This window comes from Streptomyces sp. NPDC001507 (assembly GCF_042894765.1).
GTDB lineage: Bacteria > Actinomycetota > Actinomycetes > Streptomycetales > Streptomycetaceae > Streptomyces.
This window is the reverse complement of sequence record NZ_JBIAVV010000014.1, coordinates 311,288-337,547: the sequence shown is the minus strand read 5'-3', so window position 1 is coordinate 337,547 and position 26,260 is coordinate 311,288. Positions and strand designations below refer to the sequence as shown.

General features: G+C 72.0%; 23 protein-coding genes. 7 read left to right on the top strand and 16 right to left on the bottom strand.

Annotation, left to right across the window (positions count from 1 at the left end; genetic code table 11):
• Nucleotides 1–270 precede the first annotated feature (270 nt).
• Genes ACFY0K_RS39440 through ACFY0K_RS39430 form a run of 3 tightly spaced genes read left to right on the top strand, consistent with a single transcriptional unit; the run spans nucleotide 271 to nucleotide 2,226 of the window.
• Nucleotides 271–795 (top strand): hypothetical protein, encoded by a 525-nt coding sequence (locus tag ACFY0K_RS39440; protein WP_390643896.1) that lies wholly within the window; start codon nucleotides 271–273, stop codon nucleotides 793–795.
• Nucleotides 792–1,298 (top strand): ferritin-like domain-containing protein, encoded by a 507-nt coding sequence (locus tag ACFY0K_RS39435; protein ID WP_390643895.1) that lies wholly within the window; start codon nucleotides 792–794, stop codon nucleotides 1,296–1,298. Before ACFY0K_RS39440 ends, ACFY0K_RS39435 begins: the two co-directional genes overlap by 4 nt.
• Before the next feature lie 31 nt (nucleotides 1,299–1,329).
• Nucleotides 1,330–2,226 carry an aminoglycoside phosphotransferase family protein gene (locus tag ACFY0K_RS39430; RefSeq protein ID WP_390643894.1) on the top strand — a complete coding sequence of 299 codons (897 nt, stop codon included), beginning with the start codon at nucleotides 1,330–1,332 and terminating at the stop codon, nucleotides 2,224–2,226.
• A gap of 63 nt (nucleotides 2,227–2,289) precedes the next feature.
• Here the strand turns inward: ACFY0K_RS39430 and ACFY0K_RS39425 are convergent, their stop codons facing one another.
• From ACFY0K_RS39425 to dxr, 11 genes are all read right to left on the bottom strand, one after another.
• A complete protein-coding gene (locus tag ACFY0K_RS39425) occupies nucleotides 2,290–2,490 on the bottom strand; it encodes a ferredoxin (RefSeq protein ID WP_390643893.1) in 201 nt (66 codons plus the stop codon).
• Between the two features lies 1 nt (nucleotide 2,491).
• Nucleotides 2,492–3,709: an NADH-ubiquinone oxidoreductase-F iron-sulfur binding region domain-containing protein gene (locus tag ACFY0K_RS39420; RefSeq protein ID WP_390643892.1), complete on the bottom strand. Its 1,218-nt coding sequence runs from the start codon at nucleotides 3,707–3,709 to the stop codon at nucleotides 2,492–2,494.
• The gene (locus ACFY0K_RS39415) at nucleotides 3,706–4,284 is read right to left on the bottom strand and encodes a ferric reductase-like transmembrane domain-containing protein (RefSeq protein WP_390643891.1); all 579 of its coding nucleotides are present in this window, start codon (nucleotides 4,282–4,284) and stop codon (nucleotides 3,706–3,708) included. Before ACFY0K_RS39415 ends, ACFY0K_RS39420 begins: the two co-directional genes overlap by 4 nt.
• Entirely contained in the window at nucleotides 4,281–5,252 is a 972-nt protein-coding gene (locus ACFY0K_RS39410; RefSeq protein ID WP_390643890.1) for an FAD:protein FMN transferase, read from the bottom strand. The genes ACFY0K_RS39415 and ACFY0K_RS39410 overlap by 4 nt, the downstream gene beginning before the upstream one ends.
• The gene (locus tag ACFY0K_RS39405) at nucleotides 5,249–5,620 is read right to left on the bottom strand and encodes a hypothetical protein (RefSeq protein WP_390643889.1); all 372 of its coding nucleotides are present in this window, start codon (nucleotides 5,618–5,620) and stop codon (nucleotides 5,249–5,251) included. The genes ACFY0K_RS39410 and ACFY0K_RS39405 overlap by 4 nt, the downstream gene beginning before the upstream one ends.
• Nucleotides 5,621–5,788: 168 nt before the next feature.
• Nucleotides 5,789–7,495: a proline--tRNA ligase gene (locus ACFY0K_RS39400; RefSeq protein WP_390643888.1), complete on the bottom strand. Its 1,707-nt coding sequence runs from the start codon at nucleotides 7,493–7,495 to the stop codon at nucleotides 5,789–5,791.
• A gap of 97 nt (nucleotides 7,496–7,592) precedes the next feature.
• Complete coding sequence (locus tag ACFY0K_RS39395; protein ID WP_382718120.1) at nucleotides 7,593–8,123, bottom strand: GNAT family N-acetyltransferase; 531 nt, start codon at nucleotides 8,121–8,123, stop codon at nucleotides 7,593–7,595.
• Between the two features lie 122 nt (nucleotides 8,124–8,245).
• Nucleotides 8,246–9,094: a GNAT family N-acetyltransferase gene (locus ACFY0K_RS39390; protein WP_390643887.1), complete on the bottom strand. Its 849-nt coding sequence runs from the start codon at nucleotides 9,092–9,094 to the stop codon at nucleotides 8,246–8,248.
• A gap of 545 nt (nucleotides 9,095–9,639) precedes the next feature.
• On the bottom strand, nucleotides 9,640–10,797 hold the full coding sequence (gene ispG / locus ACFY0K_RS39385; RefSeq protein ID WP_351492431.1) for a flavodoxin-dependent (E)-4-hydroxy-3-methylbut-2-enyl-diphosphate synthase: 1,158 nt from the start codon (nucleotides 10,795–10,797) through the stop codon (nucleotides 9,640–9,642).
• A gap of 170 nt (nucleotides 10,798–10,967) precedes the next feature.
• Nucleotides 10,968–12,260 carry a M50 family metallopeptidase gene (locus tag ACFY0K_RS39380; RefSeq protein ID WP_390643919.1) on the bottom strand — a complete coding sequence of 431 codons (1,293 nt, stop codon included), beginning with the start codon at nucleotides 12,258–12,260 and terminating at the stop codon, nucleotides 10,968–10,970.
• Between the two features lie 8 nt (nucleotides 12,261–12,268).
• Complete coding sequence (dxr, locus tag ACFY0K_RS39375; RefSeq protein ID WP_390643886.1) at nucleotides 12,269–13,540, bottom strand: 1-deoxy-D-xylulose-5-phosphate reductoisomerase; 1,272 nt, start codon at nucleotides 13,538–13,540, stop codon at nucleotides 12,269–12,271.
• A 190-nt stretch (nucleotides 13,541–13,730) separates the two neighbouring features.
• Between dxr and ACFY0K_RS39370 the strand changes: the two genes are divergently transcribed.
• Nucleotides 13,731–14,189 (top strand): lamin tail domain-containing protein, encoded by a 459-nt coding sequence (locus tag ACFY0K_RS39370; RefSeq protein WP_390643885.1) that lies wholly within the window; start codon nucleotides 13,731–13,733, stop codon nucleotides 14,187–14,189.
• Between the two features lie 86 nt (nucleotides 14,190–14,275).
• Here the strand turns inward: ACFY0K_RS39370 and ACFY0K_RS39365 are convergent, their stop codons facing one another.
• Together ACFY0K_RS39365 and ACFY0K_RS39360 are read right to left on the bottom strand one after the other, a co-directional pair.
• Nucleotides 14,276–16,210: an acyl-CoA dehydrogenase family protein gene (locus ACFY0K_RS39365; RefSeq protein WP_351959596.1), complete on the bottom strand. Its 1,935-nt coding sequence runs from the start codon at nucleotides 16,208–16,210 to the stop codon at nucleotides 14,276–14,278.
• A gap of 89 nt (nucleotides 16,211–16,299) precedes the next feature.
• Nucleotides 16,300–16,470 carry a hypothetical protein gene (locus ACFY0K_RS39360; protein WP_390643884.1) on the bottom strand — a complete coding sequence of 57 codons (171 nt, stop codon included), beginning with the start codon at nucleotides 16,468–16,470 and terminating at the stop codon, nucleotides 16,300–16,302.
• Nucleotides 16,471–16,770: 300 nt separating this feature from the next.
• Between ACFY0K_RS39360 and ACFY0K_RS39355 the strand changes: the two genes are divergently transcribed.
• The 3 genes from ACFY0K_RS39355 (at nucleotide 16,771) to ACFY0K_RS39345 (ending at nucleotide 21,219) form a co-directional block, all read left to right on the top strand.
• Nucleotides 16,771–17,784, top strand: coding sequence for a LacI family DNA-binding transcriptional regulator (locus ACFY0K_RS39355; RefSeq protein WP_390643883.1), 1,014 nt, complete (start codon nucleotides 16,771–16,773; stop codon nucleotides 17,782–17,784).
• Between the two features lie 66 nt (nucleotides 17,785–17,850).
• Entirely contained in the window at nucleotides 17,851–19,905 is a 2,055-nt protein-coding gene (locus ACFY0K_RS39350; RefSeq protein WP_390643882.1) for a TIM-barrel domain-containing protein, read from the top strand.
• 126 nt (nucleotides 19,906–20,031) lie between these two features.
• Nucleotides 20,032–21,219: a sulfotransferase family protein gene (locus ACFY0K_RS39345; protein WP_390643881.1), complete on the top strand. Its 1,188-nt coding sequence runs from the start codon at nucleotides 20,032–20,034 to the stop codon at nucleotides 21,217–21,219.
• A gap of 44 nt (nucleotides 21,220–21,263) precedes the next feature.
• Here the strand turns inward: ACFY0K_RS39345 and ACFY0K_RS39340 are convergent, their stop codons facing one another.
• Genes ACFY0K_RS39340 through ACFY0K_RS39330 form a run of 3 tightly spaced genes read right to left on the bottom strand, consistent with a single transcriptional unit; the run spans nucleotide 21,264 to nucleotide 26,245 of the window.
• Nucleotides 21,264–21,977 (bottom strand): hypothetical protein, encoded by a 714-nt coding sequence (locus ACFY0K_RS39340; RefSeq protein ID WP_390643880.1) that lies wholly within the window; start codon nucleotides 21,975–21,977, stop codon nucleotides 21,264–21,266.
• 36 nt (nucleotides 21,978–22,013) lie between these two features.
• The gene (locus tag ACFY0K_RS39335) at nucleotides 22,014–24,242 is read right to left on the bottom strand and encodes a glycoside hydrolase N-terminal domain-containing protein (RefSeq protein WP_390643879.1); all 2,229 of its coding nucleotides are present in this window, start codon (nucleotides 24,240–24,242) and stop codon (nucleotides 22,014–22,016) included.
• A complete protein-coding gene (locus tag ACFY0K_RS39330) occupies nucleotides 24,239–26,245 on the bottom strand; it encodes a beta-galactosidase (RefSeq protein ID WP_390643918.1) in 2,007 nt (668 codons plus the stop codon). Before ACFY0K_RS39330 ends, ACFY0K_RS39335 begins: the two co-directional genes overlap by 4 nt.
• Nucleotides 26,246–26,260: the final 15 nt, after the last annotated feature.

The following is a 26,260-nucleotide window of genomic DNA, read 5'->3' as shown; positions in this document are numbered from 1 at the left end:
GGTATCGGGTCGCGAAGGGTGTTGCGTCCGGGTGCGCGCGGTGGTGGGGCGGGGGCCCATGGGGGCAGGGGCTGCGCCTTTCGGGCGAGTGCGGGTTGTCTGTGCTGCCGGTGACGCCCACGCGGCGGAGGCGCAGTTGATACCGCCCCGCGCCCCTTGAGTTGGCTGTCGAGCCGGTGACATGAGTTCGAGGGGCGCACGGGTAACGTGATCACGGTCGGGTGCATGTCCGGCCGTGTGTTCGTACGAGCCCCCTTGAGGACGTCTGCCGTGTCGTTCCCCCCGCTGTTGCGCAGAAGGAGCCTGATCGTCTCGGTGGCCTCGGCTGCCGTGCTGACGGGCTGCTCCTCCGGTTCGGACTCCGCCGGGAGCGGTGGGAGTACGTCGGTGTCCGCGCGGGCACGCGCGCGTGCGGCGCGGGACAGCCGGGGGCTGCTGCGGCAGTACGACGCCGTCCTCGCCGTTCATCCCGCGCTCGCGGAGCGCTTGCGGCCGTTGCGGGCGGAAGTGGCGGCGCACGCGGCGGCGTTCGAGGAGGGCATGGCGTCCCCCACGGCGACGGGCTCCCCCTCGCGCACGGCTTCCCCGTCGCACACGGCTTCCCCGTCGGCCTCGCCGACCGTGCCCGCCGACGAGAAGTCCGCGCTCGCCTCGCTGGCCGCCGCCGAACGGAGCCTCGCCGACCAGCGGGCCAAGGCACTGCTGGACGTGCCGGGCGAGCTGGCCCGGCTGCTGGCCGGGGTGGCGGCGGCCGGGGCCGGCCACGCGTACCTGCTGACGAAGGGTGACCGGTGAGCGACGAGACGGAGGCGGGCGTCCTCAAGGCCCTCCAGGCGGCACTGGCGGCCGAACACGCGGCGGTCTACGGCTACGGCGTCGTCGGCGGCCGGATCGGCGGGCAGCGGCTGGCCGAGGCACGCTCGGCGTACGACGCGCACCGGGCCGGCCGGGACGCCCTGGTCCGCGAGGTGCAGGACCTCGGTGGTGCGCCCGTCGCCGCGAGCGCCGCGTACGCGCTGCCGTTCGCCGTCACGGACGCCGCCACGGCCGTGCGGCTCGCGGCCGAGCTGGAGGAGCGGGTGGCCGACGTGTACTCCGACCTGGTCCGGGCCGCTTCCGGGGAGCGGCGCGGTTCGGCGGCGGCGGCGCTGCGGGAGGCCGCGGTGCGGGCCGTGCGCTGGCGCGGGGAGAGCGTAGCCTTCCCTGGGCTCGCCGAACGGGCGGGTTCCGGCGCGGGTTCCGGAACGGCGGCCGGCGGGTCGGCCGCGCCCTCGCTGTCGGCCTCGGCAACCCCCTAGAGACCTGGAACAGGAAAGGAACGACTCGCGTATGGCTTTCGAACCGCCGAGGCGCCTGGTGAGGGCGCTCGGTGAGACGGCGCCGGACGGTGACGAGTGGCTGGAGAAGCTACCCGGTGCGGTGGAACAGGCCGTCGCGCAACGCGAGTTGACCGTGGAGCGGGTGCAGGTGCCGGGCGGCCGCAGCAGTGTGGTGCTGCTGGTGCGGCGGGCGGACGGCAGCCCTGCCGTGCTGAAGCTTGCGCCGCGGCGGGCCAGGCCCCAGAGCGAGGCGGCGGCACTGGCGCACTGGGGCGGGCTCGGTGCGGTGCAGGTGCTGGAGGCCGAAGGGCAGGCGGGAGTGCTGCTGCTTGAGCGGCTGCATCCCGAGATGTCGGTGCGGTCCCTCCCCGAGGCGAAGGCGCTGCTGGAGGCGGCGGGGACACTCCGGCGGCTCTGGGTGCCGCCGCCGCAGGATCACGTCTTCGAGACCGTGGCCGAGCGGACGGGGCGGCAGGCCGCGGCGATGACCGCGGCGGCCGGTGACGCCGAGGTGGCACCGTTGGTGGCGGCGGCGCTCGCGGCCCGGGAGGAGTTGCTGATCGCGCCGCCCGAACAGCGCCTGCTGCACGGCACGTTCCGGCAGAGCAAGGTGCTGGCCGGGGAGCGGATGCCGTGGCTGGCGGTGGGGCCGGATCCGGTGGTCGGGGAGTGCGCGTTCGACCTGGCGCGGCTGGTGCGGGACCGGGTGGAGGATCTGATCGCCTCGCCGTCCGGGGCGTCCATCACCCGGCGGCGGATCAAGCGGCTCGCGGAGTCCCTGGAGGTCGACCAGGAGCGGTTGCGGGGGTGGACGCTGTTCCGGGCGGTGGAGTCGGGCGTGCGGGCGCTTCGCGTGGGGCGGCCGAAGGATGCGGAGCTGTTGCTTGAATTCGCCGGGTGGGTCTGACGTTTTCGGGTGCGGGTCCGGTGAGGGCTGGTCGCGCAGTTCCCCGCGTCCCTGAGGGGGCGCTCAGCCCTCCCTCAGTCTCAGGGCGAGGACCGGGCAGTCAGCGGCTGCTCGACGGGCTCGTTTGCGGGTGCGGGGTGGGATGGGGCGGCCGTCCACCAGTGGGTAGCCCCATTCGTCCAGGGTGATGTGTTCCGGGAGGAGCTCCGCGCACAGGCCGTGGGCCTGGCAGGAGGTCCGGTCGATGGTGAGGTGCTGGTCCATGTCAGATCCTTTCCGCCGGTACGGGCAGCAGCGGGAGGTGGTCGGTCGCGGTGCAGTGGCCGTGGGCGTGGGCGTCGAGTTCGGCGGCGAAGGTGGTGAGGGCGCTGCGGACCAGGCGGACCGTGCCGTCGGGGTGGTGGCAGGCGCCCCGCCCCGCCACCAGGCCCGCCCAGCGGGATAGGTCCGTGCGGGCGGTGCCCTGGGGGCCGGGGGTGGCCAGGGTCTGGAAGGCGGCGGCCATCCGCGGGAGGCCGTTGCGGCAGGGGCCGCACTGGCCGGCCGACTCCAGGGCCAGGTGGCGCAGGACGCGGGCGGTCTCGGCCGGACCGCACCGGCCGGCGGGCAGGGCGGCCAGCACGCCCGCACCCAAGTAGGCCGAGGAGAGCGGGACTTGGGCGGCCTCGGCAGCCGGGATCCAGGTGCCGTGATAGCCGCCGATCAGGGCCGCCGACATGCCCTCCAGGCGCAGGAGACGGCCGACGGGCATGCCGAACGGGGCTTCCACGACCCGGACTTCGCGGCCCGGCACGTGCAGGGTGCAGAGGGCGCTGCCCGGTTCCGCGGGGGTGCCGGCCGAGCGGAACCAGTCGGCGCCGTAGCGGGCGACGAGGGCCAGGTTGGCCAGCGTCTCGACGTTCTGGACCAGGGTGGGGGCGCGGCGCACCCCTCGTTCGCGGACCGGCGGGACCGGATGGGCGGGGCGGGCGGGGCCGCCGGAGAGGTACCGGACGAGGGCCGAGGCCTGGCCGGAGAGGAAGCCGGCGGGCAGGCGTACGACCTGCACGCGCACCGGGTCGTGGCGCTGGGCGAGGGCCGACTCCAGGGAGGAGGCACCGTCCTCGACGGCGAGGTACGCCGCCGCCGCACCCACCGCCTCGGCGGCCAACTGCAGCCCGTCCAGGACCAGGTGGGGCGACAGCCGGAGCAGGGCCTTGTCCTTGTGGCTGGCGGGCTCGCTCTCCGCGCCGTTCGCGACGACCACCGGAGCGCGTCCGGTGCGGCGGGCCGCGTCGGTGACCGCGACGAACTTGCGGTAGGCCGGGAATCCGGCCCCGCCGCGTCCGGTGAGTCCGGATTCGGCCAGGGCGCGCAGGAGCGCGGCCGGATCGCCGTACGCGAGGGGGCCGTAGCGCTGTTCGTGCGTGGTGCGGTCGGCCGGGGTCCCGCCGGGGGCCAGCAGGCGCGGGGGCATGTGGACGTCGGTGCAGAGCGCGGTCATCGGTGGGCCCCTTCGGTGTGCAGCAGTACGGCGGGGGTCTGGCGGGCGGCGCGGACGGCCTGGGCGGTGCGCAGGGCGAAGGCGGTGACCACCGTCGCCACGCAGCTGACGGTCAGCCAGGTCATCCAGTCGGTGCCGGCGTCCGTGCCGATGCCGACGCCGTGGACGAGCGCGACCGGCCAGGAGGCGTAGGCCAGCCGGTGCACGGCCCGCCAGGCGCGGTGGCCGAGGCGGTCCCTGAGGAGGCTGGTGACCAGGACCGCGAGCAGCAGGTCCAGGGCGACGGTGCCGAGGCCGGTCCAGAGCGGCTGGTAGCCGGAGACGAAGGGGACGAGGGCGTCCAGGGCCGTGATGTGCACGTAGCCGTCGACGACCGCCACGGTGACGTGCAGGGCCAGGAAGGCGGTGGCGGAGAGGGAGAGCATGCGGTGCAGGCTCATCGTGCCGAAGCGCGGCAGGCCCGGGAGGCGGACGCGGAGACGGACCGCGATGCCGAGGAAGACGACCACCGTGAAGAGGACCAGGCCGACGGCGCCGGTGGCGCGGTTGGCGTACCAGAGGGTCTCGGAGGTCACGCCGCCGCCTCCCGGACCGGGAGCGGGGCGGGCCAGCCGGGCGTGGTGACGACGGTGCCGTCGTGCGCGACCAGGCGGGCGGGCAGGCCGAGGCGGGTCAGCCAGCGTGCCGCGCCCGCGCCCTTGACCAGCGCCGCCGTGGTCGCCGCGTTGGCGTCGGCGCAGTCGGCGGCGGCCACCGAGACCGTGCGCCACGGGGAGCGCACCGGCAGTCCGGTGCGCGGGTCGACGATGTGGTGCAGGTCGTAGCCGCCGCGCTGCCAGCGGCGGGCGCGGGTGCCGGAGGTGGCGAGACCGCCGGAACGCAGGCACACGGTGTCGTACGACCCCTGCGCGGGCGTTTCGTCCACCGGTCCGGTGATGTCCTGGACGCGGACCCGCCAGCCGCCCGCCGGGGGCTCACCGGCGACGGCGGTGTCCCCGCCGAGGCTCACCAGGACTCCGCAGTCTGCCGTTTCGGCCAGCGTCCGCGCGGCCCGGTCGGCGGCCCAGGCCTTGGCCGTCGCGCCCAGGTCGAGGCGGACGCCCTCGGGGACGGTGACCGTGCCGGTCGCGCGGTCCAGGGTGACCCTCCGCCAGCCCGGGGCGCGGCGCACCCGCAGGGAGACCGGGCGGTCGTCCTCGCGGACCAGGGTGAAGTCGCGGTCGTAGCCGATCGCGTCCATCGCCGAGCCGACGGTCGGATCCACCGTGCCGTCCGTCGCCTCGGCCGCGCGCAGGGCGACGGCGAGAGCCTCGGCGAGCAGTGGGCTGACCCGGACCGGGCGGCCGTGGGTGGTGTCGAGGGCGGCGAGTTCGGAGTCGGCGCGGAACCTGCTGCAGGCCGCGTCGACCTCGGCCAGCTGCCGGGCGAGCAGCAGGTTGCAGGAGTCCAGCAGGGCCGGGTCGGTGACGACCATGCGGACGGTGGTGCCGAGGGCACGCCACTCGGCGGCTGCCGTCGGGCGCGGGGCGCGGGCGGTGGTCACGACGCCCCCGAGGTGGCGTCGGAGGAACTCGATCCGCTCCCGGAGCCGAGCCCGTCGGAGGATGCCCGGAGGTCCGAGGAGGACGAGCCGGAGGAGCCGGTCGACTTCGAGGACGAGGAACCGCCAGTGTCCGACGTCGAGTCGGAGCTGCTTCCGGAGTCGCTGGAACTCGACGCCGTACCGGTGCCGCTGCCGCTGCTCGCGGTCGCGGCGGCGTCCGACTGCATCGTGCCGACCAGGGCGAACAGCCCGGCCGCCGCGGCCAGCGTGACCGCCGCCGCCAGGGCCGCCGTACGCCGGGTCCCCCGGCGCACCGCCGCGGCCGCGCCCCTTTCCCCGGACTTCTCGCCGTGCACTCTCTCGGTCATGACCGATCCCCTCCTGCGTGACTCTCTGTCACGCATCACGTTCGGGTATCGGCCTGAGAGAAGTCTGTGCGGCTCCCATACGAGGCGGAAGAACTGTCTGAGACCTTCCTGAAAAGCCGTGGCGGCCCCCGGCGTGTCACCGGGGGCCGCCACGGCGGGAGTTGGGGCTCAGCTGGCGGTCAGGCGGGCGATCGCCTCGTCCACCGTGAGCTCCTCGCGCTCGCCCGTCCTGCGGTCCTTGAGCTCCAGGACGCCCTCGCCGGAGCGGCGGCCCGCGACCAGGATCTGCGGTACGCCGATGAGTTCGGCGTCGGTGAACTTCACGCCCGGGGAGACCCCGGCCCGGTCGTCTACCAGGACGCGCAGCCCGGCCGCCCGGAGCTTCTCCGAGACGTCCAGGGCGAGTTCGGTCTGCAGGGCCTTGCCGGCCGCCACGACGTGCACGTCGGCCGGGGCCACCTCACGCGACCAGACCAGGCCCTTGTCGTCGGCGGTCTGCTCGGCGAGGGCGGCGACGGCGCGGGAGACACCGATGCCGTAGGAGCCCATGGTCACGCGGACCGGCTTGCCGTTCTGGCCGAGGACGTCCAGCTTGAGGGCGTTGGTGTACTTCTGGCCGAGCTGGAAGATGTGACCGATCTCGATGGCGCGGTCCAGCTTGAGGCCGGTGCCGCACTTCGGGCAGGGGTCGCCCTCCAGCACGACCACGACGTCCACGTACTCGTCGACGGTGAAGTCACGGTCAGCCACGACGTTCTTGGCGTGCATGCCGGCCTTGTTGGCACCGGTGATCCAGGCGGTGCCCGGGGCCACCCGCGGGTCGGCGATGTACTTGACCTTCTCACCGAGGCCCTGCGGGCCGACGTAGCCGCGCACCAGGTCGGGACGGCCGGCGAAGTCGGACTCGGTGACCAGCTCGACGGCGGCCGGGGCGAAGTGCTCCTCGACCTTGCCCAGGTCGACCTCGCGGTCGCCCGGCACGCCGACGGCCACGATCTCGCCGTCCACCTTCACCAGCAGGTTCTTCAGGGTGGCGGAAGCCGGGACGCCGAGGTGGGCGGCGAGGGTCTCGATGGTCGGGGTGTCCGGGGTCGGGATCTCCTCGAGAGCGGGCACGCCGGAGGCGTCGACCGGCTTCAGCGTGTACGAGATCGCCTCGGTGTTGGCCGCGAAGTCGCAGTTCGGGCAGTCGGCGAAGGTGTCCTCGCCGGCCTCGGCCGGGGCCAGGAACTCCTCCGACTTCGAGCCGCCCATGGCGCCGGCGGTGGCGGCGACGATGCGGTAGTCGAGGCCGAGGCGCTCGAAGATCCGCCGGTACGCCGCGCGGTGCAGGGCGTACGACGTGGCGAGGCCCTCCTCGTCCAGGTCGAAGGAGTAGGAGTCCTTCATCAGGAACTCGCGGCCGCGCAGGATGCCGGCCCGCGGGCGGGCCTCGTCCCGGTACTTGTTCTGGATCTGGTAGAGGATGACCGGCAGGTCCTTGTAGGAGGACGCCTGGTCCTTCACCAGCAGGGTGAAGATCTCCTCGTGGGTCGGGCCGAGGAGGTAGTCGCCGCCCTTGCGGTCCTGGAGGCGGAACAGCTCCTGGCCGTACTCGTTCCAGCGGCCGGTCGCCTCGTACGGCTCCCGGGGCAGGAGGGCCGGCAGCAGCACCTCCTGGGCACCGATCGCGTCCATCTCCTCGCGGACGATCCGCTCGATGTTCGACAGCACCTTCAGGCCGAGCGGCAGCCAGGACCAGATGCCGGCAGCGGTGCGGCGGACGTAGCCCGCGCGGACAAGGAGCTTGTGGCTGAGGACCTCGGCGTCCGCCGGGTCGTCACGCAGCGTCTTCGCCATCAACTGGGACATGCGTTGGACCGGTGCGTTCGCCATGGTTCTCGTACTCCTGCCGGAAAAGGGTGATGGCTAGGAGGTTAGCCGGGCACGCTGTGCCGGTGGAAATCGGTTAACGACGACGGGCTACTGCGCGCTACTTGCGGCGGAGCGGCAGGGGCGCGCCCATCACGGCGTACGGCTTCGGGGCGCTGGGGAAATGCACCTGGCGGGCGAGGTCGACGTAGCCGAGGGAGTGGTAGAGGCCGCGGGCCGGGCTGTCGGTGTCGATCGCGGAGAGGATCGAGCGGGGCTCGGCGGCGCCGTCGGTGATGAGCGTGATCAGGCGGCGCCCGATGCCGCGGTTCTGATGGCGGGGGTGCACGTGCAGCTCGGTGATCACGAAGGAGTCGTCGAGCCAGTCGGCGTTGCCCTGGGCGCGGAGGTAGGGCTCCACCACGGTGGACCACCAGTGGGTGCGGGAGTTCGGCATGCCGTAGACGAACCCCACGAGGCGGCCTTCGGCCGTGGCACCGAGGGCCCTCGCCCCCGGGTACTGCATGTGGCGGAGGACGATCTGGCGGCGGACCGCCACCTCGTCGGGGCCGAGGCCGAATGCGACGGCCTGGACTGCGAGGGCCTCGTCGACGTGTGAGGGGAGGTCCAGGGGGCCGATCACGAGGTCCATGGGGGGAGAGTACAGGGGGCGGAGCGCAGCCGTCCGGGTGCGGGCGCGTCGTGGCTGGTCGCGCAGTTCCTCCCCCAGCCTTCGGCCGGGGGTGCCCCCAGCGCCCCTTGGAGCGCATTCCCTCAGAACAGCACGCTCATGAACGCGCCGACCTCTTGGAAACCCACCCGCAGATACGTGCGCCTGGCCGCCGTGTTGAAGTCGTTGACGTAGAGGCTCACCACGGGGGCGACGTCGGCCAGGGCGTAACGCAGGACCGCTGCCATGCCGGGGGCCGCCAGGCCCATGCCCCGGTACTCGGGGGCGACCCACACGCCCTGGATCTGGCAGGCCTCGGCCGTGGCCGCGCCGATCTCCGCCTTGAAGACGACCTTGCCGTCGTCGCCTATCCGGGCGAACGAGCGGCCGGAGCCGACGAGTTCGGCGACCCTCGCCTGGTAGAGGAGGCCGCCGTCGCCGGCCATCGGGGAGACGCCCACCTCTTCCGTGAACATCGCCACGCACGCCGGCATGATCGTCTCCATCTCGTCCTTGCGGATGCGGCGGACGTACGGATCCGGGGCGATGTCGGCGGGCATGTGGTCGGTGACCATCAGGGGCTGGTGGCCGCGGACCTCGCGGGCGGGGCCCCAGTGCGGTTCCAGGAGGCGCCACAGCTGGGCGGTGGCCTCGGCGGGGCCGACGATCGAGGAGCAGCGGCGGCCGGCCCGGCGGGCCCGGTCGGCGAAGGCGCGGACCGCGCGCGGGGTGGCGCAGATCGGGACCAGGTTGGCGCCGGCGTAGCAGAGGGACGTGAGCATGCCGTCCTCGTACCAGCCCCACATCTCGCCGCCGAGGCGCCAGGGGTCGAGTCCTGCCACCTGGACACGCGAGGTCACGAAGGCGTTCGCGACCGGCTCGCGGTCCAGTACGGCGAGCGCGGCGTCCAGGTCACTCGGTTCGAGCACCCGTGAGGTGGTCTGCGTCAACACGTGCGGGGCCTCACGCTGATGGGTTCTGCTGATCTCCGCACTGTACCTGCGGAAGCTTGGCCGTGCCGCCCCGCGTGCTGTGAAGGGGCCGCTACCTGCACTTCCGTCCCTGGGGGCGGCCGCCCCAGCCCCCCGCTCCGCCCTCCGGCCTCGTCCTCAAACGCCGGACGGGCTGGAAAACCAGCCCGAAAGTCAGCCCCGCAGCGTCCGAGGACAGACCCCCAAAGTCAGCCCCGCAGCGTCCGAGAACGGAGCCCGAAACGCCAGCCCCCCAGCCTCCGAGAACGGAACCCGCAAAAGCAGCCCCGCAGCGTCCGAGAACGGAGCCCGAAACGCCAGCCCTCCAGCCTCCGAGAACGGAACCCGCAAAGGCAGCCCCTCCACCGTCCGAGGACGGAGCCCGAAAGTCAGCCCCTCCGGCGTTTGAGGAGCGGGGTCCAGGGGCGGAGCCCCTGGGTGGGGGTGTCAGGGGGCCGAGCCTCCTGAGGATGGGACGGGTAGGGGCGGCGGGGGCGAGAAAACTCGACCGCCGCCCGAAGACGGCCTCAGCCCGCCACCGACACCGACGGCTCCCCCGACTCCGTACCGTCCGCCTCCATCTGCTCGGCCAGCTTCATGGCCTCCTCGATGAGGGTCTCCACGATCTTCGACTCGGGAACCGTCTTGATGACCTCGCCCTTGACGAAGATCTGCCCCTTGCCGTTGCCGGACGCGACACCGAGGTCGGCCTCGCGGGCCTCGCCGGGGCCGTTCACCACGCAGCCCATGACGGCGACGCGGAGCGGGACCTCCATGCCGGTGAGGCCCGCGGTGACCTCTTCGGCGAGCTTGTAGACGTCGACCTGGGCCCGGCCGCAGGACGGGCAGGAGACGATCTCCAGGCCGCGCTGCTTGAGGTTGAGGGACTCCAGGATCTGGTTGCCGACCTTGACCTCCTCGACCGGCGGCGCGGAGAGGGAGACGCGGATCGTGTCGCCGATGCCCTGGGAGAGGAGGGCGCCGAAGGCGACGGCCGACTTGATCGTGCCCTGGAAGGCCGGGCCGGCCTCGGTGACGCCGAGGTGGAGCGGGTAGTCACACTGGGCGGCGAGCTGCCGGTACGCCTCGATCATGACGACCGGGTCGTTGTGCTTGACCGAGATCTTGATGTCCCGGAAGTCGTGCTCCTCGAAGAGGGACGCCTCCCACAGGGCCGACTCGACCAGGGCTTCGGGGGTCGCCTTGCCGTACTTCTGGAGCAGCCGGCGGTCCAGGGAACCGGCGTTGACGCCGATCCGGATCGGGGTGCCGTGGTCCTTGGCGGCCGCCGCGATCTCCTTGACCTTGTCGTCGAACTGCTTGATGTTGCCGGGGTTGACGCGGACGGCGGCACAGCCGGCCTCGATGGCCGCGAAGACGTACTTCGGCTGGAAGTGGATGTCCGCGATGACCGGGATCTGCGACTTCCTGGCGATGGTCGCCAGGGCGTCCGCGTCGTCCTGGGTCGGACAGGCCACCCGCACGATCTGGCAGCCGGACGCCGTCAGCTCGGCGATCTGCTGGAGGGTGGCGCCGATGTCGGACGTGCGGGTCGTGGTCATCGACTGGACCGAGACCGGAGCGTCCCCGCCGACCGCCACGGAGCCGACCTGGATCTGCCGGCTCTTCCGGCGCTCGGCGAGCTTGGTCGGAACGGACGGCATGCCGAGAGAAATCGCAGTCATCTGCTGTGCAACCCCAAGTCGTGGATCTAGGTCCAGGTCCCGTCGTAAGCGGGTTCCAGGCTTCGAGATTACGGCACCGGCACAGGAGCGAGCACATCCCCCACCCGTAAACCCACTCGATGGAAGCGGCCCGGAACACAGTGTTCCGGGCCGCCTCGAACGCTGTGTGGCTACGAGATTTTCACGGGGTTAACCACATCGGCGATCAGGACGAGGACGGTGAAGCAGATGAAGACCCCGGCCACCACATAAGCCACCGGCATCAGCTTCGCCACGTCGAACGGGCCCGGGTCCGGGCGGCGCAGGACCCTGGCCAGGTTGCGGCGGAGCGACTCCCACAGGGCGCCCGCGATGTGACCGCCGTCCAGCGGGAGGAGCGGGAGCATGTTGAAGAGGAAGAGGGAGAGGTTGAAACCGGCCACGAGCATCAGGGCCATCGCCAGCTGCTCGGTGGGCGGGATGTCCAGCGTGAAGATCTCGCCGCCGACGCGGGCCGCGCCGACCACGCCCATCGGGGAGTCCGCCTGACGCGGGGCGCCGTCGAAGGCCGCGTCCCACAGGGCCGGGATCTTGCCGGGCAGGCTCACGATCGAGTCGACGGCCTCGCCGACGCGGTCGCCCATCCAGGTCAGGGACTCGCCGAAGTCCTGGCGGACGATGCCGGTGGCGGCGCTGAAGCCGAGGAAGCCGGCGGTGACGTACTGGCCCTGGACGATCTGGCCGCTGGAGTCCTTCTTGGCGACCTGGTTGGTGGCGATCTTCGCGTGCAGGGTGACGTCCTGGCCCTTGCGGTCGACGACGATCGCGACGTCCTTGCCGGGGGTGGAGCGGATCAGGTCGGAGAGCTGGTTCCAGCTGTCCGTCTTGACGCCGTTGAAGGAGAGGATCTTGTCGCCGGCCTTCAGACCCGCGGCGGCGGCCGGGGAGGCGGCGTCGGTCTTCTTGCAGGTGTCGCGGTTCTCGCTCTGGGCGATCACGCACTGGGAGACCGAGCTGACCGTGGTGGTCTGCTGGCTGATGCCGAAGCCCATCAGGACGGTGAGGAAGAGCGCGACCGCGAGGATCAGGTTCATGAAGGGGCCCGCGAACATCACGATCACGCGCTTCCAGGGGGCGCGCGTGTAGAAGAGGCGGGTCTCGTCGCCCGGCTGGAGTTCCTCGAAGGCGGCCGAGCGGGCGTCCTCGATCATGCTGCGCCAGGGTGAGGTGGAGCGGGCGGTGACCCGGCCGTCGGCGCCCGGCGGGAACATGCCGATCATGCGGATGTAGCCGCCGAGCGGGACGGCCTTGATGCCGTACTCCGTGTCGCCCTTGCGCCGCGACCAGATGGTCGGGCCGAAGCCGACCATGTACTGCGGGACGCGGATGCCGAAGAGCTTGGCGGTGGAGAGATGCCCCAGCTCGTGCCAGGCGATCGAGACCAGCAGGCCGATCACGAAGACGACTATGCCGAGGATCATCATCAGGGCTGTCATGCACGCGCCTCCGCGGTCGCCTTCTGCGCTGTCAGTTCCCGGGCCCGGATCCGCGCCCAGGTCTCCGCTTCGAGTACGTCCGGCACGGTGAGCGAAGTTCCCGTACGGGGGGTGCCGTGTTCCTCGACCACGCGGGTCACGGTCTCCATGATGCCGTTGAAGGGCAGCAGACCGGTCCGAAAGGCCTCGACGCACTCCTCGTTGGCCGCATTGAACACCGCCGGCGCGGTGCCCGCGAGCTCTCCGACGTGCCGGGCCAGGTTCACGGACGGGAAGGCCTGGTTGTCCAGCGGGAAGAACTCCCAGGTGGAGGCCTTGCTCCAGTCGAAGGCGGGGGCCGCGTCGGGGACCCGTTCGGGCCAGCCGAGACCGATGGCGATCGGCCCCCGCATGTCGGGGGGCGTCGCCTGCGCGATCGTGGATCCGTCCGTGAACTCGACCATCGAGTGGACATACGACTGCGGGTGCACGACCACCTCAATGCGGTCGAAGGGAATGTCGTAGAGGAGATGCGCCTCGATGACTTCCAGCCCCTTGTTGACCAGGGTGGCGGAGTTGATCGTGATGACCGGTCCCATCGCCCAGGTGGGGTGGGCGAGCGCGTCCTCGACGGTGACGTGTGCCAGGTCGGCCTTGGTGCGGCCGCGGAAGGGGCCACCGGACGCCGTGACGACCAGTTTGCGGACGTCGGCCCGGGTCCCCGCCGCCAGCGACTGGAAGAGCGCCGCGTGCTCGGAGTCGACCGGGATGATCTGGCCGGGCTTGGCGAGCGCCTTGACCAGCGGGCCGCCGACGATCAGCGACTCCTTGTTGGCGAGGGCGAGGGTGTGGCCCGCCTCCAGGGCGGCGAGGGTGGGCGCGAGGCCGATGGATCCGGTGATGCCGTTGAGGACGGTGTGGCAGTCGGAGGCGGCGACGTGGGTGGCCGCGTCGGGTCCGGCGAGGATCTCCGGGAGCGGTTCACCGGGGCCGTAGCGCGCCGTCAGTGCCTCGCGCAGGTCCGGTACGACGTCCTCGCGGGCGACCGCGACGGTGCGCACTTGCAGCCGGTGCGCCTGCTCGGCGAGGAGGGCGATCCGGCCGCCCTGGGCGGAGAGGGCGGTGACCCGGAAGCGGTCGGGGTTGCGCAGGACGAGGTCGATGGCCTGGGTGCCGATCGATCCGGTGGAGCCGAGGATCACCACGTCCTTCGGGCCGTCGCCCACGAGCGGGTCGTACACGAGGTGCGGGTCGGCAAGGGGTGCCGGACTGGCGGGACTGTCGGTCATCCCCCCATTGTGGCCGCATCCGGTGGCCGGGAGGACAGCGCGTCCCGCACGCGGGTGCCTTATCAGTTCCTGTCGCCGTATGGAGTGAAATTCCCTTTGTGAGATTCACGTGAAGATCATGTGATAACACTTCTGTCGGGTCGGCGGGGATGACCGGCCCGACCGGAAGACATCCTGGGGGGATCTCTCCATGCGCACCAAGGCCATACGCGCCGCGCTGCCCGCCCTCGCGGGCGCCGCGCTGCTCACCGGCACCGTGTTCAGCACCCCGGCGCAGGCGGCCGGCGGCGTGACCATCTACCACGTCTGGTTCGACAGCCCGGGCAGCGACAACCGCTCCAACTCCAGCCTCAACGCGGAGTGGGTGCAGATCAAGAACACCGGCGGTTCGGCCGTCTCACTGGGGGGCTGGGTCCTGAAGGACGCCTCCAACCACCGGTACACCTTCAAGGGCGTCAAGATCGGCGCCCACAAGACGATGAAGGTGCACACCGGCCGGGGCACGGACACCGCGTCGGACAAGTACCAGAACCGCCGCGCCTACGTGTGGAACAACACCAGCGACACGGCGACGCTGACCAAGGCGAGTGGCGCCAAGGTCGACTCCTGCTCCTGGACGACGCGGGATCCGAGCGACAAGTACTGCTGAATCGCTCCTTCAGCGACCTCGCCGAGGGCGGCCTCGGCGAAGGAGCCGCCGTGAAGGGCCCCGTGAAGGGCCCTTGTGCAGCGGCCTCACTTGAAGGGGCGGCGGACGTTGTCCCGCTGAGACGGTCCGGGGGTCGCGTCCGCGATCCATGGGCCCTCGCCCGACGGGTCGACGATCCCCTGCTCCAGCCATTCGAAGGAGCCGCCGAGCACGGCCTTGACGACCTTGCGGTCCAGGTCGTCGGTGTTCGACCAGAGGCGGGTGAACAGCTCGTCGACGCGGATGCGGGCCTGTCGGCAGAACGCGTCGGCGAGCAGGTAGGCCTCGCGGCCGTGGTCGCCCTGGCGGCGCAGCAGTTCGGCACGTACACAGGCCGCGCTCATCGCGAACAGCTCGGCGCCGATGTCCACGACCCGGCCCAGGAAGCCCTGCTTGGTCTCCATCCGGCCCTGCCAGCGGGACATGGCGTAGAAGGTGGAGCGGGCCAGCTTGCGGGCGTGCCGTTCGACGTAGCGCAGGTGCGGGGCGAGGTCCACGCCGTGCTTGAAGTCTCCGTACGACGTGGGCAGCTGGCCGGGTCCCGCGACCAGCTTCGGCAGCCACTTGGCGTAGAAGACACCCGCGTTGGCGCCCGCCTTCGCCTTGTCCTGGAGGGACTTGTCGGGATCGATGAGGTCGCCGGCGACCGAGAGGTGGGCGTCGACGGCCTCGCGGGCGATCAGCAGGTGCATGATCTCCGTGGAGCCCTCGAAGATGCGGTTGATGCGCAGGTCGCGCAGGAGCTGCTCGGCGGGGACGGCGCGTTCGCCGCGGGCCGCCAGCGACTCGGCCGTCTCGAAGCCGCGGCCGCCGCGGATCTGGACCAGTTCGTCGGCCATCAGACAGGCCATCTCGGAGCCGTAGAGCTTGGCGAGGGCGGCCTCGATGCGGATGTCGTTGCGGTTCTCGTCGGCCATCTGGGAGGACAGGTCGACGACCGCCTCCAGGGCGAAGGTGGTGGCCGCGATGAAGCTGATCTTGGAGCCGACCGCCTCGTGCAGCGCGACCGGCTTACCCCACTGCTCGCGGGCCGCCGACCACTCGCGGGCGATCTTCAGGCACCACTTGCCGGCGCCGACGCACATCGCGGGGAGCGAGAGCCGCCCGGTGTTGAGGGTGGTGAGGGCGATCTTGAGGCCCGCGCCCTCGGCGCCGATGCGGTTGGCGGCCGGGACCCGGACCTGGTGGAAGCGGGTGACGCCGTTCTCGATGCCGCGCAGGCCCATGAAGGCGTTGCGGTTCTCGACGGTGATGCCCGGCGAGTCGGCCTCGACCACGAAGGCCGTGATGCCGCCCTTGCTGTTCTCCGTCCTGGGGACGCGGGCCATGACGACCAGGAGGTCGGCGACCACGCCGTTGGTGGTCCACAGCTTCACCCCGTCGAGGACGTAGTCGTCCCCGTCCGGTACGGCGGTGGTGGCCAGGCGTGCCGGGTCCGAGCCGACGTCCGGTTCGGTGAGCAGGAACGCCGAGATGTCGGTGCGGGCGCAGCGCGGCAGGAAGGCGTCCTTCTGCTGCTGGGTGCCGAAGATCTTCAGCGGCTGCGGGACGCCGATCGACTGGTGGGCGGAGAGCAGCGCGCCGACCGCGGGGTTCGCGGAGCCGACCAGGGAGAGGGCCCGGTTGTAGTAGACCTGGGTGAGGCCGAGGCCGCCGTACTTGGTGTCGATCTTCATGCCGAGGGCGCCGAGTTCCTTGAGGCCGGCGATCACCTCGTCGGGGATGCGTGCCTCGCGCTCGATGAGCGCCGAGTCGATCTTCGTCTCGCAGAACTCGCGCAGCCGGGCCAGGAACTCCTCGCCGCGCTGTACGTCCTCGTCCGCCGGGAGCGGATGCGGGTGGATGAGGTCGAGCCGGAAGCGTCCGAGGAACAGTTCCTTGGCGAAACTGGGCTTGCGCCAGTCCTGTTCCCGGGCGGCCTCCGCCACCTGGCGGGCCTCCCGCTCGGTGACGGTGGGTTTCTTGGTGGTGGGGGCGGACATTGCGGCTCACCTCGCCACGAAAGGGGTTGTTGGGACCGTTCGTTACCGACCAGTGCTACTGGATCGTTGGTACCCGAATCGGGCCCTGCCTACCAGCCCTCGCGGTCCGATCGGCTGACGCGGCGACCGCCCCGGCGCGTTTCTCGGCCGACGCCGAGGGAGTACGACGTGCCGCCCAGCCGCCCCGAACCCTTGAAGACCGCGGTGCCGGACTCGATGCCGGAGAGGTACTTGTCGTTGCTCAGCAGTCTGCGGCGCACAGGGACCGGGTGAAGTCGTCAGCAGCGTCTTCGCTGCCCTGGACAGGCGCGGCCTGCGGTGTTGCATCAGGGGGTCCTTCCGGGGGACGGTTCGGGTACGGCCCTCGGACGGCCGTACGAGCTCTCTGTGGCCGCCGCCCCCTGGGAAAAATTGCCGAAGCCGTCCCGGCAATTCGTTGTCGAAGCGCTTCGACAACCTATGGACACCCACCCGCACTGAAGCTACTGTCGAACCACCCTCACTCGCCACCTGTCAGCAATGCGCACTGTCGAAGCGCTTCACAAACCTTGGAGAGCTGGATGGTCACCCTCGCCGAGGTCGCCCAGCACGCCGGAGTCTCGGCGAGCACGGTGAGCTATGTCCTCAGCGGCAAGCGGTCCATCTCCGCCATCACCCGGCAGCGGGTCGAGCAGAGCATCCGCGAGCTGGGCTACCACCCGAACGCGGGCGCCCGCGCCCTGGCCAGCAGCCGGTCGAACATCATCGCGCTGATGATCCCGCTGCGTACGGACATGTACGTGCCGGTGATGATGGAGATCGCGATCGCGGTGGCCACCACGGCCCGCGCGCACGGCTACGACGTCCTGCTGCTCACCGGCGAGGAGGGTCCGGACGCGGTGCGCCGGGTCACCGGCAGCGGGCTCGCCGACGCCATGATCCTGATGGACGTGGAGCTGGAGGACGAGCGGCTGCCGCTGCTGCGGCAGGCCGACCAGCCCTCCGTGCTCATCGGCCTGCCCGCCTCCACCTCCGGGCTGACCTGCGTCGATCTTGACTTCGGGGCGACGGGTGCGCTCTGCGTGGAGCACCTCGCGAAGCTCGGCCACCGTGACATCGCTGTCATCGGCGAGGCCCCGGCCGTCTACGAACGGCACACCGGCTTCGCCGAGCGCACCCTGGACGGACTGCGGTCCCGGGCCCGGGAGTTGGGCATGAGGGTGCTGCACCGGCCGTGCGAGGGCGGGTACGACGCGATGGCCGCCACGCTGGCCCGGATCTTCGACGAGCGCCCGGGCACCACGGGCCTGGTCGTCCAGAACGAGTCCGCGGTGGAGCCGCTGCTCGCGCTGCTGCGCCAGCAGGGCCGGGCCGTGCCGGAGGACGTGTCCGTGGTCGCGATCTGCCCGGACCAGGTCGCCGTCCAGGCCTCGGTCCGGCTGACCTCGGTCGCCATCCCCGCCCAGGAGATGGGCCGGTACGCCGTGGAGCACCTGGTCGCCAAGCTCGACGGCCGGGGCAGCGAAGAAGTCGTGCTGATCGCACCCGAGTTGACGGTACGGGCGAGCACGGGACCGGCGTCGGCCGGGTCCTGACCCCTTTGCAGTGCCCCGCCCTTCCGGGGGCACCCCTCTGTCTGCACTCCTTCAGGAGCACGTGACATGAATCAGTCTGCCCGAATCCAGTGCGCGGACGACCAGCCCAAGGTCAGCCTCGCGCAGTCCTCCCCCACCGTCGGCACGTTCCGGGAGCGGGACGGTGCCCTGGAGTGGAGCGGCCGTCAGGAGACGCTGCGCATCGAGCCGTGGGGGCCGGACGCGGTCCGGGTGCGCGCCCGGCTCGGCGGGCCGGTCCTCGAAGGACTGCCCGGCGCCCTGCTCGACGCACCCCCCGCCACCGGTTCGACCGTCAAGCTCGGTGCCGCGGAGGGGGAGTTGACGGTCGGCGCACTGACCGTCGAGGTGTCCGCCGAGGGCCTGGTCCGCTTCCTGCGCAGCGACGACCGCTCGGAGGTACTGGCGGAGGAGCGCGCCCACTTCTGGTGGCCCGGCTCCCGCCTCTACACCGCGGTCGGCAACGGCTACCACCGCCTGGAGCAGCGGTTCGCCGCCTACGAGGGCGAGAAGCTGTTCGGCCTGGGCCAGCACCAGCACGGGCGCCTGGACCAGAAGGGCCTGGTCCTGGACCTGGTCCAGCGCAACGCCGAGGTCTCGATCCCGGTGCTCGTCTCCAGCCGCGGCTACACCCTGCTCTGGAACAACCCGGCGATCGGCCGCGCGGAACTGGCCGGCAACGGCACCCGCTGGGTGGCCGACTCGGCCCGCCAGCTCGACTACTGGATCACCGTCGGCACCCCGGCCGACGGGCAGCGCAACTACAGTGCGGTGACCGGCCGTTCGCCGATGCTGCCGGAGTGGGCGGCGGGTTTCTGGCAGTGCAAGCTGCGCTACCGCACCCAGGACGAACTCCTCGCCGTGGCCCGGGAGTACAAGCGCCGCGGCCTGCCCATCTCCGCGATCGTCTGCGACTTCTTCCACTGGACCCACCTCGGCGAGTGGAAGTTCGACCTCAAGGAGTGGCCGGACCCCGCCGCGATGGTCCGCGAACTCGACGAGCTCGGCATCAAGCTGGTGGTGAGCGTCTGGCCGTCGGTGTCCCCGCTGAGCGAGAACCACCCGGTGATGGAGCAGCGCGGCTACTTCATCGGCACCCAGTACGGCCCGACGGCACACGCCGACTGGCCGGACAAGGAGGTGGCGTCGACCGTCCAGGTCGCCTTCTACGACGCCACCAACCCGGAGGCCCGGGACTTCGTGTGGTCGAGGGTCAAGGAGAACTACCTGGACCCCTACGGCATCACGGCGTTCTGGCTGGACGCCTGCGAGCCCGAGTTGAAGCCGGGCTTCCAGGAGAACCTGCGCTACTGGGCGGGCCCAGGCCTCGAGGTCGGCAACAGCTACCCCGCCGAGAACTCCCGGACCTTCCACGAGGGGCTGCGGGCCGAGGGCGAGGAGGTCGTCACGCTCAACCGTTCGGCGTGGGCGGGCAGTCAGCGGTACGGGGCCGCGCTGTGGTCCGGCGACATCGGCACCGACTTCACGACTCTTCGCCACCAGATCGCGGCCGGCCTCAACACCGCCCTCTCCGGCATCCCCTGGTGGAACACCGACATCGGCGGCTTCCACGGCGGCGACCCGGACGACCCGGCGTACCGCGAGGTGATGGTCCGCTGGTTCCAGTTCGGCGCGCTCTCCCCGCTGATGCGCCTGCACGGCTTCCGCGATCCGGGCATGCCGCTGGGCCCGGACATGACCGGCGGCCCGAACGAGGTCTGGTCGTACGGCCCGGAGGCGGGCGCGATCCTGGAGAAGTACCTGCGGCTGCGCGAGCGTCTGAAGCCGTACGTCCTGCGGGTCATGCGGGAGGCCCACGAGGAGGGGCTGCCGGTGCTTCGGCCGCTGTTCCTGGAGTTCCCCGGGGACCAGGCCGCCTGGACGGTGGACGACGCGTACCTCTTCGGGCGCGACCTGCTGGTGGCGCCGGTGCTGACGGCGGGCGCCACGGTCCGCACGACGTACCTCCCGGCGGGCGCCCGGTGGACGGACGCGTGGACGGGCGAGCCGTACGAGGGCGGTACGGCGGTGACGGTGGACGCGCCGCTGGACCGCATCCCGCTGTTCCTGCGCGACGGGGCACAGCTCCCGGTCACGGAGTAGTCCGGCCGGATCGCGACGCCCTTCGTTACCGGCCGGTTAATGTCTCAACTCGGCCGTGCGGTCGGGCAGTTGGAGGGGGTAGTCAGTATCCCCGCCGACTGTCCCCCCACGAAGGGTTCCGCTGCCGTGGCCTTGGACCCGCTCCCCCTCACGCTCACCAACCTGCTGCTGCGACCCGGCTTTCGCGGCCGCCGCGCTCCCGACCGGGCCTTCGACCGGCTGCTGGCGGCGGCCGGGCCCGGGGCGGGCGACGAACGCTTCACCGACGGCTTCCGCCACCTGCTCCGATGTTGGGCGGGAGCCGACCGTCTGACTCCGGTCGGCTGGCTGTCCGCGCGCGGGCACGTCGGCCGGCACCTCGCCAACCGCGCCCGGATCCGCCGGCTGCTCGCCGCGCACCCCGAGATCGAGCGGGAGCCCGTCGAGCGCCCGGTGTTCGTGGTGGGCCTGCCCCGCACCGCCACCACGCTCACCCACGGCATCCTCTCCCTGTCTGCGGAGCACCGCTGCCCGCTGCTCTGGGAGTTGCTGACCCCCGGCCTCGACGACGACCCCGCGGAACGCGCGAAGGCGATCACGACCGCCCGTCGCCTGGTCGGCGGCATCAACCTCTTCGCCCCGGGCTTCCGGCACATTCACAACCTGCGCCCCGAGGGCCCGGAGGAGTGCACCTTCGCGCTGCCGCACACGGTGATGCCGCTGTCCCAGGCGGTGATCCCCGAGTACCTGCCCTGGCACGAGACGCATGACTTCGGCGCCGACTACCGCTACCTCAAGCAGATCTACCAGGTCCTCCAGTACGGCCGCCCGCGCCGCCGCTGGGTGCTGAAGTCGCCGCTGCACCTGGAGAACCTGGACGCGCTGCGGGCGGTCTTCCCGGACGCCACGATCGTGTGGACGCACCGCGATCCGGCCACCGCCGTGGCCTCCTTCTGCAGCCTGGTCGAGCACGGCATGGCGGTGAACACCCGCCCCCGCGACCTGCACTGGATCGGCGCCACCTGGCTGGAACTGCTGGCCCGCTCGGCCCGCCGCGGCCTCGCCGCCCGCGCCGGCATCCCCCGCGAGTCCCTCGTCGACGTGCCGTACTCCTGGCTGGGCGCCGACCCGGCCGCGGGCGCCCCGAAGCTCTACGCGGCCGTCGGCGCGCGCTGGACCGAGGCCGACGCGGCCCGCCTCCCGGCCGTCGCCGCCCGCCCCAGGGGGACCCGCGTGCACAGCTACGACCTGGCCCGCTACGGCCTGACCCGCGCGGACGTCGACACCGCCTTCACGGACTACAACGCGCTGCGCGCCGAGGCCGACCGGGCCTGACGGCGCACCGGGCGGCCCCGCCGCCGGCGGGGCCGCCCGGTGGCTCAGCTGCTGCTGACGCTCTCGCTGTTGACGGTGAAGTCCAGCCCGCCGGACGAGGACGTGATCTCGAAGCCGAACTGCACGTCACCGATGGTGACGTTGCCGAACCAGCCCTTGGTGTCCTTGATCCACTTCAGGATCGGCAGGATGTCGACCGTGCCGGAGGTGGAGTTGGAGCTGCGGACGAACGAGTAGACGTTGTTCGAGCCGTTGTTGCCCTTGTAGACGGTCCAGGTGTTGCTGCCCAGCGTGAGCGTCCCCTGCGAGGTGCCGAGCGGGCCGACGGCGCCGGTCTTGTTGACCCAGAGCATGATCTCGTTGGCGTAGCCGGTGTCCCAGATGTCGTATGACGTGTTGTACGCGCCGGACGACGGGACGGTCACGTTGTAGCTGCTGGTGAGCGAACCGAGAGAGGTGATCGTCTTGTTGATCACCTTCTTGGAGTCGGGGTAGGACTTGATGCCGCCGGTGTTGGGGTGGTTGGCGTTGACGCCCCAGTTGGTGCCGGAGTTGGCCCAGATGCACTGGGTGCCGGCGCCGGAGCCCCAGATGTTGTTGTAGAGGGTGTAGCCGTTCAGCGTGGTGTTGCCCCACTGGTCGCAGGAGCTCCAGACGGCGGCCGAGGCGGGGGCCGCGGCGAGGCCGACGGTGGCGCCGAGGGCGAGCGCGGGGGCGATCAGGGCGGTGACGGCCCTGCCGAGCGTGCGTGGTGCCATGGTGTCCCTTCCATGGGTGGGGGGAGGTGCGGGTGGCTACCACGTCCCCAGGGTGAGGACGTGGTCTTCTCCGGCGACGAGGTCGAGCGGCCGACGGCCGGAGGAAGTCCACAGGTCGACGCGGAGCGTCCGGTGCGGCTTCAGGACGGCCCGCGCGCCGTCGGGGGTCCAGGAGAGATCGAGTTCGGCGCCGAAGCGGGTCTGGATGCCGCTCAGGCCGCCCTGGCGCAGGGCCGCCGGGAGCGCGGGAAGCAGGACGAGCCGGTCCGGGGTCGACTGGACAAGGGCCTCGACGAGCACGGCGGGCAGGGTGTGTGCGGCGTCGGCGTTGTAGACGTCGCGGTGCGGGTAGTGGGCGCTCATCAGGGAGGCGTGGAAGAAGTCGCCGGCCAGGACCCGGCCGAGGGCGGCGCCGACCCGCTCGCCGTCGCGCAGGCGGGCCGCGACGAGCGCGTGGTGGAGGTGGCCGTGCGCCGAGTCGTTCTCGGCGCCGCGCAGTTCGAGGGCGCGGTGCGCGGCGGCCGCGAGCTCCGGGGTGTCGTAGGGGGTGATCTCGTCGAGCGGCCAGACGCCGTAGAGGTGGCTGAGGTGGCGGTGGTCGTATGTGTCGTCGAGACCGGGCCAGGCCCATTCGGCGAGCGCGCCGTCGGGGTTGATCCGGTGCGGCGGCAGCCGGTCGGCGAGGGCGCGCCAGCGGTCGGCGTCCGGGCCCGGGTGATAGTCGGCGGCGGTGCGCAGGGCGTGCCGGGCGGCGGACAGGTCCATCGCCGCGTTGACCGCGCCCCAGCTCGCGTTCGCGGGCCGGTTCTCGGGCGAGTAGGAGGGGACGATCACGAGGTGGCCGTCGGCGTCGGTCCGGGTGAGGAAGTCCTCGTAGAACAGGGCGACTTCGGCCAGCGCCGCCGCCGTGCGGGGATCGCGCCCGCCGCGGGTCTCGTCGTGGTCGACGAGCGGCTTGAGCAGCCAGTCGGCGCCGGCCGTCCACAGGTGCAGGGGGTATTCGCGGCTGAAATGGTAAGCCAGCCCGGACTCGCCGTCGCTGTGCGCGGGCGCCACCGCGCCCCGGGCGCCGAACACCGCGCGGGCGTTCTCCCGCCAGTCGCCGAGCTGGCGCTGCACCAGTGCGGCGCAGGCCTGTGTGACTTCGGGAAGGGCGGCGGCCGCCGCCGAGGCCGTCTGGAGGTTGACGTTGGCGTCGTTGGTGAACGCCCCCGACCAGGCCGTGTCCCAGTCGCCGGTCCACAGGCCGGTCAGGCGGGGCGGGTTGAGGCCGGACGCGGAGAGCAGGTGGTAGCGGCCGGCGGCGAAGAGGCGCTCCAGGAGGGCCGTTTCGGCCGGCTTCGTGAGCAGCTCGGATCCTGCCAGCGCGCGTTCGGCCGGGTCGGCGGCCAGGTCGAGGGTGACGCGGGTGTAGGCGGTGCGGTGGAGGGCCAGGTGGCGGGCGAGCAGCGCGTCGTACGACTCCTGGTCGGCGAGCAGGTCGCTCAGTGCGCGGGCCTCGGCGGTCACGTCGAGTTCGCCGGTGTGGCGGCGGACCCGGGTGAGGAGCAGGACGGAGGCGGCGCCGGTGACGCGGACGCCCGGCGGGACGAGTGCCGTGCCGCCGCCGGTGACGGCGACCAGGGTGACGCCCGTGTAGGCGCGGTCGCTGCCGGGGTAGCGGGCGCGGAGGCTGAGCAGGGCACCCTCGGCGGTGCGCAGCGCGCCGTGGCCGACACCCAGGCCGGGCGGGGCGCCGGGGAGCCGGTGGTCGAGGGCGATGTCGAGGGCGGCGGCACCGCTGACCTGCTGCACGATCACGTCGTCCGCGCGGGAGACGAAGACGCTGCTGGTCCAGTCGGCCGCGGTGGCGGTGACCTCGCCGGTGGTGAAGTCGACGGAGCGGCGGTAGCCCTCGGACCGGCCGTGCGGCCTGCGCAGCCGGATCTGGAAGGCGGGGTGGAAGGGCTGCACCCACTGGAGCGGACGGCCGTCGGTGAAGCTCTCGGCGGCGGCCTGCTCCCCGGCGAGCAACCTGTCCTGTACGGCGGCGAGTTCGGTCGCCAGGCGGGGCGGGCGGGCGTGTTCGCCGCCGTTCGGGCGGACGAGGGTGTGGTGGGTGACGATGACACGGTCGTCGTTCGGATCGCCGAACACGAGGGCGCCGTGGTGGCCGTTGCCGCTCAGGAAGGCGTCCTCCCAGCGGGCGGCGGGGGCGGGTTCCCAGGTGCCGTTAACGGGGCCGGTGGCGGTGTTGATGCGGGTGTCCGCGCCGGTGGCGGTCATGGCTTGAGCACCGCCACTCCGTAGCGGCCGAGGACGGTCTCGCCGGTCACGGTCGTACCGGTCAGCAGGTCTCGATGTGTTCCCATGAGGGAGATCTTCGCCTCCTCATGCCCGTGGTTGAACAGGAACAGCAGCTCGCCCCGGCGGACCGCCTCCACGCCGGCGGGCAGTCCGTCGAGCACGGGGCGCACCCCGGCGTCCGCGGCGATCCGGCCGAGCAGCCCGCGCAGCGCCTCCGGCTCCGGGAGTGTGGAGACGTACCAGGCGCGCCCGTTGCGCAGCACGGCCGGCAGCCCGTCGAGTTCACCGCCCCGGTACGGCACGGTCTCGGACACTCCGGGCAGGGCCTCGATCTCCTCCGACCACAGGGTCCCCCGGAAGCCCTCGCACGCGACGGTCTCCCCCGCGTCCAGCGGCCACCACTCGTGCAGGGTGCGGATGCCGAAGAGCTCGCGCAGCCGGGCGTCCATGCCGCCGGGGCGGATCCGGTCGTCCTCGTCGGCGATGCCGGTCAGGAAGCCGCTGACCAGGGTGCCGCCGCCGCGGACGTAGGCGAGGAGGTTGCCGATCGCGGCGTCGGTGAGGAGGTAGAGCTGCGGGACGACGACCAGCCGGTAGGAGGACAGGTCGTGTTCGGGGTGGGCGAAGTCGGTGGTGAGGTTCGCCTCCCACAGGGCCCGGTGCCAGGCGTGCAGGACGTCGGGAAGGTCCACCTCGGTGGAGAGCCGGCCCTCGTGGGCGCCGGCCCACCAGGAGTGCCAGTCGTGGAGGATCGCGATGCCGGCGTGCATGTGACGTCCGGTCACCTCAGCGGCGATCGCGGCCAGTTCGGCGCCGAGCTGCTTGACCTCCTGGAACGTACGGCCCTCCGCACCCGCGTGGCTGACCATCCCGGAGTGGAACTTCTCGGCGCCCTGTCTCGACTGCCGCCACTGGAAGTAGCAGACGGCGTCCGCGCCGCGGGCCACGGCCTGCAGGGACCACTGGCGGTTGAGGCCGCGGGGCTTGGGGTGGTTGACGCCCCGCCAGTTGACCGGCCCGGCGGCCTGCTCCATGAGCATCCAGGGGCCGCGCGCCTGGGAGCGGGTGAGGTCGTGGACGAGCGCGCCGTGCTGTGCGCCGAGCGGGTCGCGCGGGTCCGGGTAGAGGTCGACGGAGACGACGTCCTCCTCGTCCGCCCAGCGCCAGGCGTCCTGGCCGGCCCAGAGCGGCATGAAGTTGGTGGTCACCGGGATGTGCGGGGTGTGCCGGGCGACGATGTCGCGTTCGGCCCGGTAGCACTCCAGGAGCACGTCGGAGGTGAAGCGGCGGAAGTCCAGCACCTGGGTGGGGTTCTTCAGGTAGTGGGCGTGGCGCGGGGGCAGGATGCCGTCCCAGGTGTCGTAGCCCTGGCTCCAGAACGCCGTGCCCCACGCGGTGTTGAGGGCGTCGAGGGTGCCGTAGCGTTCGCGCAGCCAGCGACGGAAGGCGGCGGCGGCCTCGTCGCCGTGGTCGAAGGTGCAGTACTCGTTGTTGATGTGCCACATCGTGAGGGCGGGGTGGCCGCCGTAGCGGGCGGCGAGGTCCTCGGTGATGGCGGCCGCGTACCGGCGGTAGGCGTCGCTGGAGTGCGAGAAGTGCTGGCGGCCGCCCCACCACTCGGTGCGGCCGTCGGCGTCCCGGGGCAGGGTCTCCGGGTGCAGCCGGCCCAGCCACGGCGGCGGCGACGCGGTGGGGGTGGCGAGGACGACGCCGATGCCGTGGTCGTGCATCAGATCCATGAGCCGGTCCAGCCAGCCGAAGTCCCGCTCCCCCGGACGCGGTTCGAGCCGCGCCCAGGAGAAGACGCCCATGGTCACGGAGTTGACGCCGGCCGCCGACATCAGCCGGACGTCCTCCTGCCAGGTCTCCTCGGGCCACTGCTCGGGGTTGTAGTCACCGCCGAAGAGGATGCGGCCGCGGGTGGCGTCACAGAGGCCTGGCGGCTTCCGTCCGGCGGTCGGCGGCTTCCGTCCGGCGGTCATCGGCTTCCGTCCGGC

Bases quoted from the DNA above. Each gene is read 5' to 3' on its own strand.
- ACFY0K_RS39365 (WP_351959596.1), bottom strand. From the start codon at position 16,210: ATGTCCGCCCCCACCACCAAGAAACCCACCGTCACCGAGCGGGAGGCC.
- ACFY0K_RS39380 (WP_390643919.1), bottom strand. From the start codon at position 12,260: ATGATGATCCTCGGCATAGTCGTCTTCGTGATCGGCCTGCTGGTCTCG.
- dxr (WP_390643886.1), bottom strand. From the start codon at position 13,540: ATGACCGACAGTCCCGCCAGTCCGGCACCCCTTGCCGACCCGCACCTC.
- ACFY0K_RS39430 (WP_390643894.1), top strand. From the start codon at position 1,330: ATGGCTTTCGAACCGCCGAGGCGCCTGGTGAGGGCGCTCGGTGAGACG.
- ispG (WP_351492431.1), bottom strand. From the start codon at position 10,797: ATGACTGCGATTTCTCTCGGCATGCCGTCCGTTCCGACCAAGCTCGCC.
- ACFY0K_RS39405 (WP_390643889.1), bottom strand. From the start codon at position 5,620: ATGACCGAGAGAGTGCACGGCGAGAAGTCCGGGGAAAGGGGCGCGGCC.
- ACFY0K_RS39425 (WP_390643893.1), bottom strand. From the start codon at position 2,490: ATGGACCAGCACCTCACCATCGACCGGACCTCCTGCCAGGCCCACGGC.
- ACFY0K_RS39400 (WP_390643888.1), bottom strand. From the start codon at position 7,495: ATGGCGAACGCACCGGTCCAACGCATGTCCCAGTTGATGGCGAAGACG.
- ACFY0K_RS39340 (WP_390643880.1), bottom strand. From the start codon at position 21,977: ATGGCACCACGCACGCTCGGCAGGGCCGTCACCGCCCTGATCGCCCCC.
- ACFY0K_RS39355 (WP_390643883.1), top strand. From the start codon at position 16,771: ATGGTCACCCTCGCCGAGGTCGCCCAGCACGCCGGAGTCTCGGCGAGC.
- ACFY0K_RS39335 (WP_390643879.1), bottom strand. From the start codon at position 24,242: ATGACCGCCACCGGCGCGGACACCCGCATCAACACCGCCACCGGCCCC.
- ACFY0K_RS39395 (WP_382718120.1), bottom strand. From the start codon at position 8,123: ATGGACCTCGTGATCGGCCCCCTGGACCTCCCCTCACACGTCGACGAG.
- ACFY0K_RS39420 (WP_390643892.1), bottom strand. From the start codon at position 3,709: ATGACCGCGCTCTGCACCGACGTCCACATGCCCCCGCGCCTGCTGGCC.
- ACFY0K_RS39350 (WP_390643882.1), top strand. From the start codon at position 17,851: ATGAATCAGTCTGCCCGAATCCAGTGCGCGGACGACCAGCCCAAGGTC.
- ACFY0K_RS39370 (WP_390643885.1), top strand. From the start codon at position 13,731: ATGCGCACCAAGGCCATACGCGCCGCGCTGCCCGCCCTCGCGGGCGCC.
- ACFY0K_RS39330 (WP_390643918.1), bottom strand. From the start codon at position 26,245: ATGACCGCCGGACGGAAGCCGCCGACCGCCGGACGGAAGCCGCCAGGC.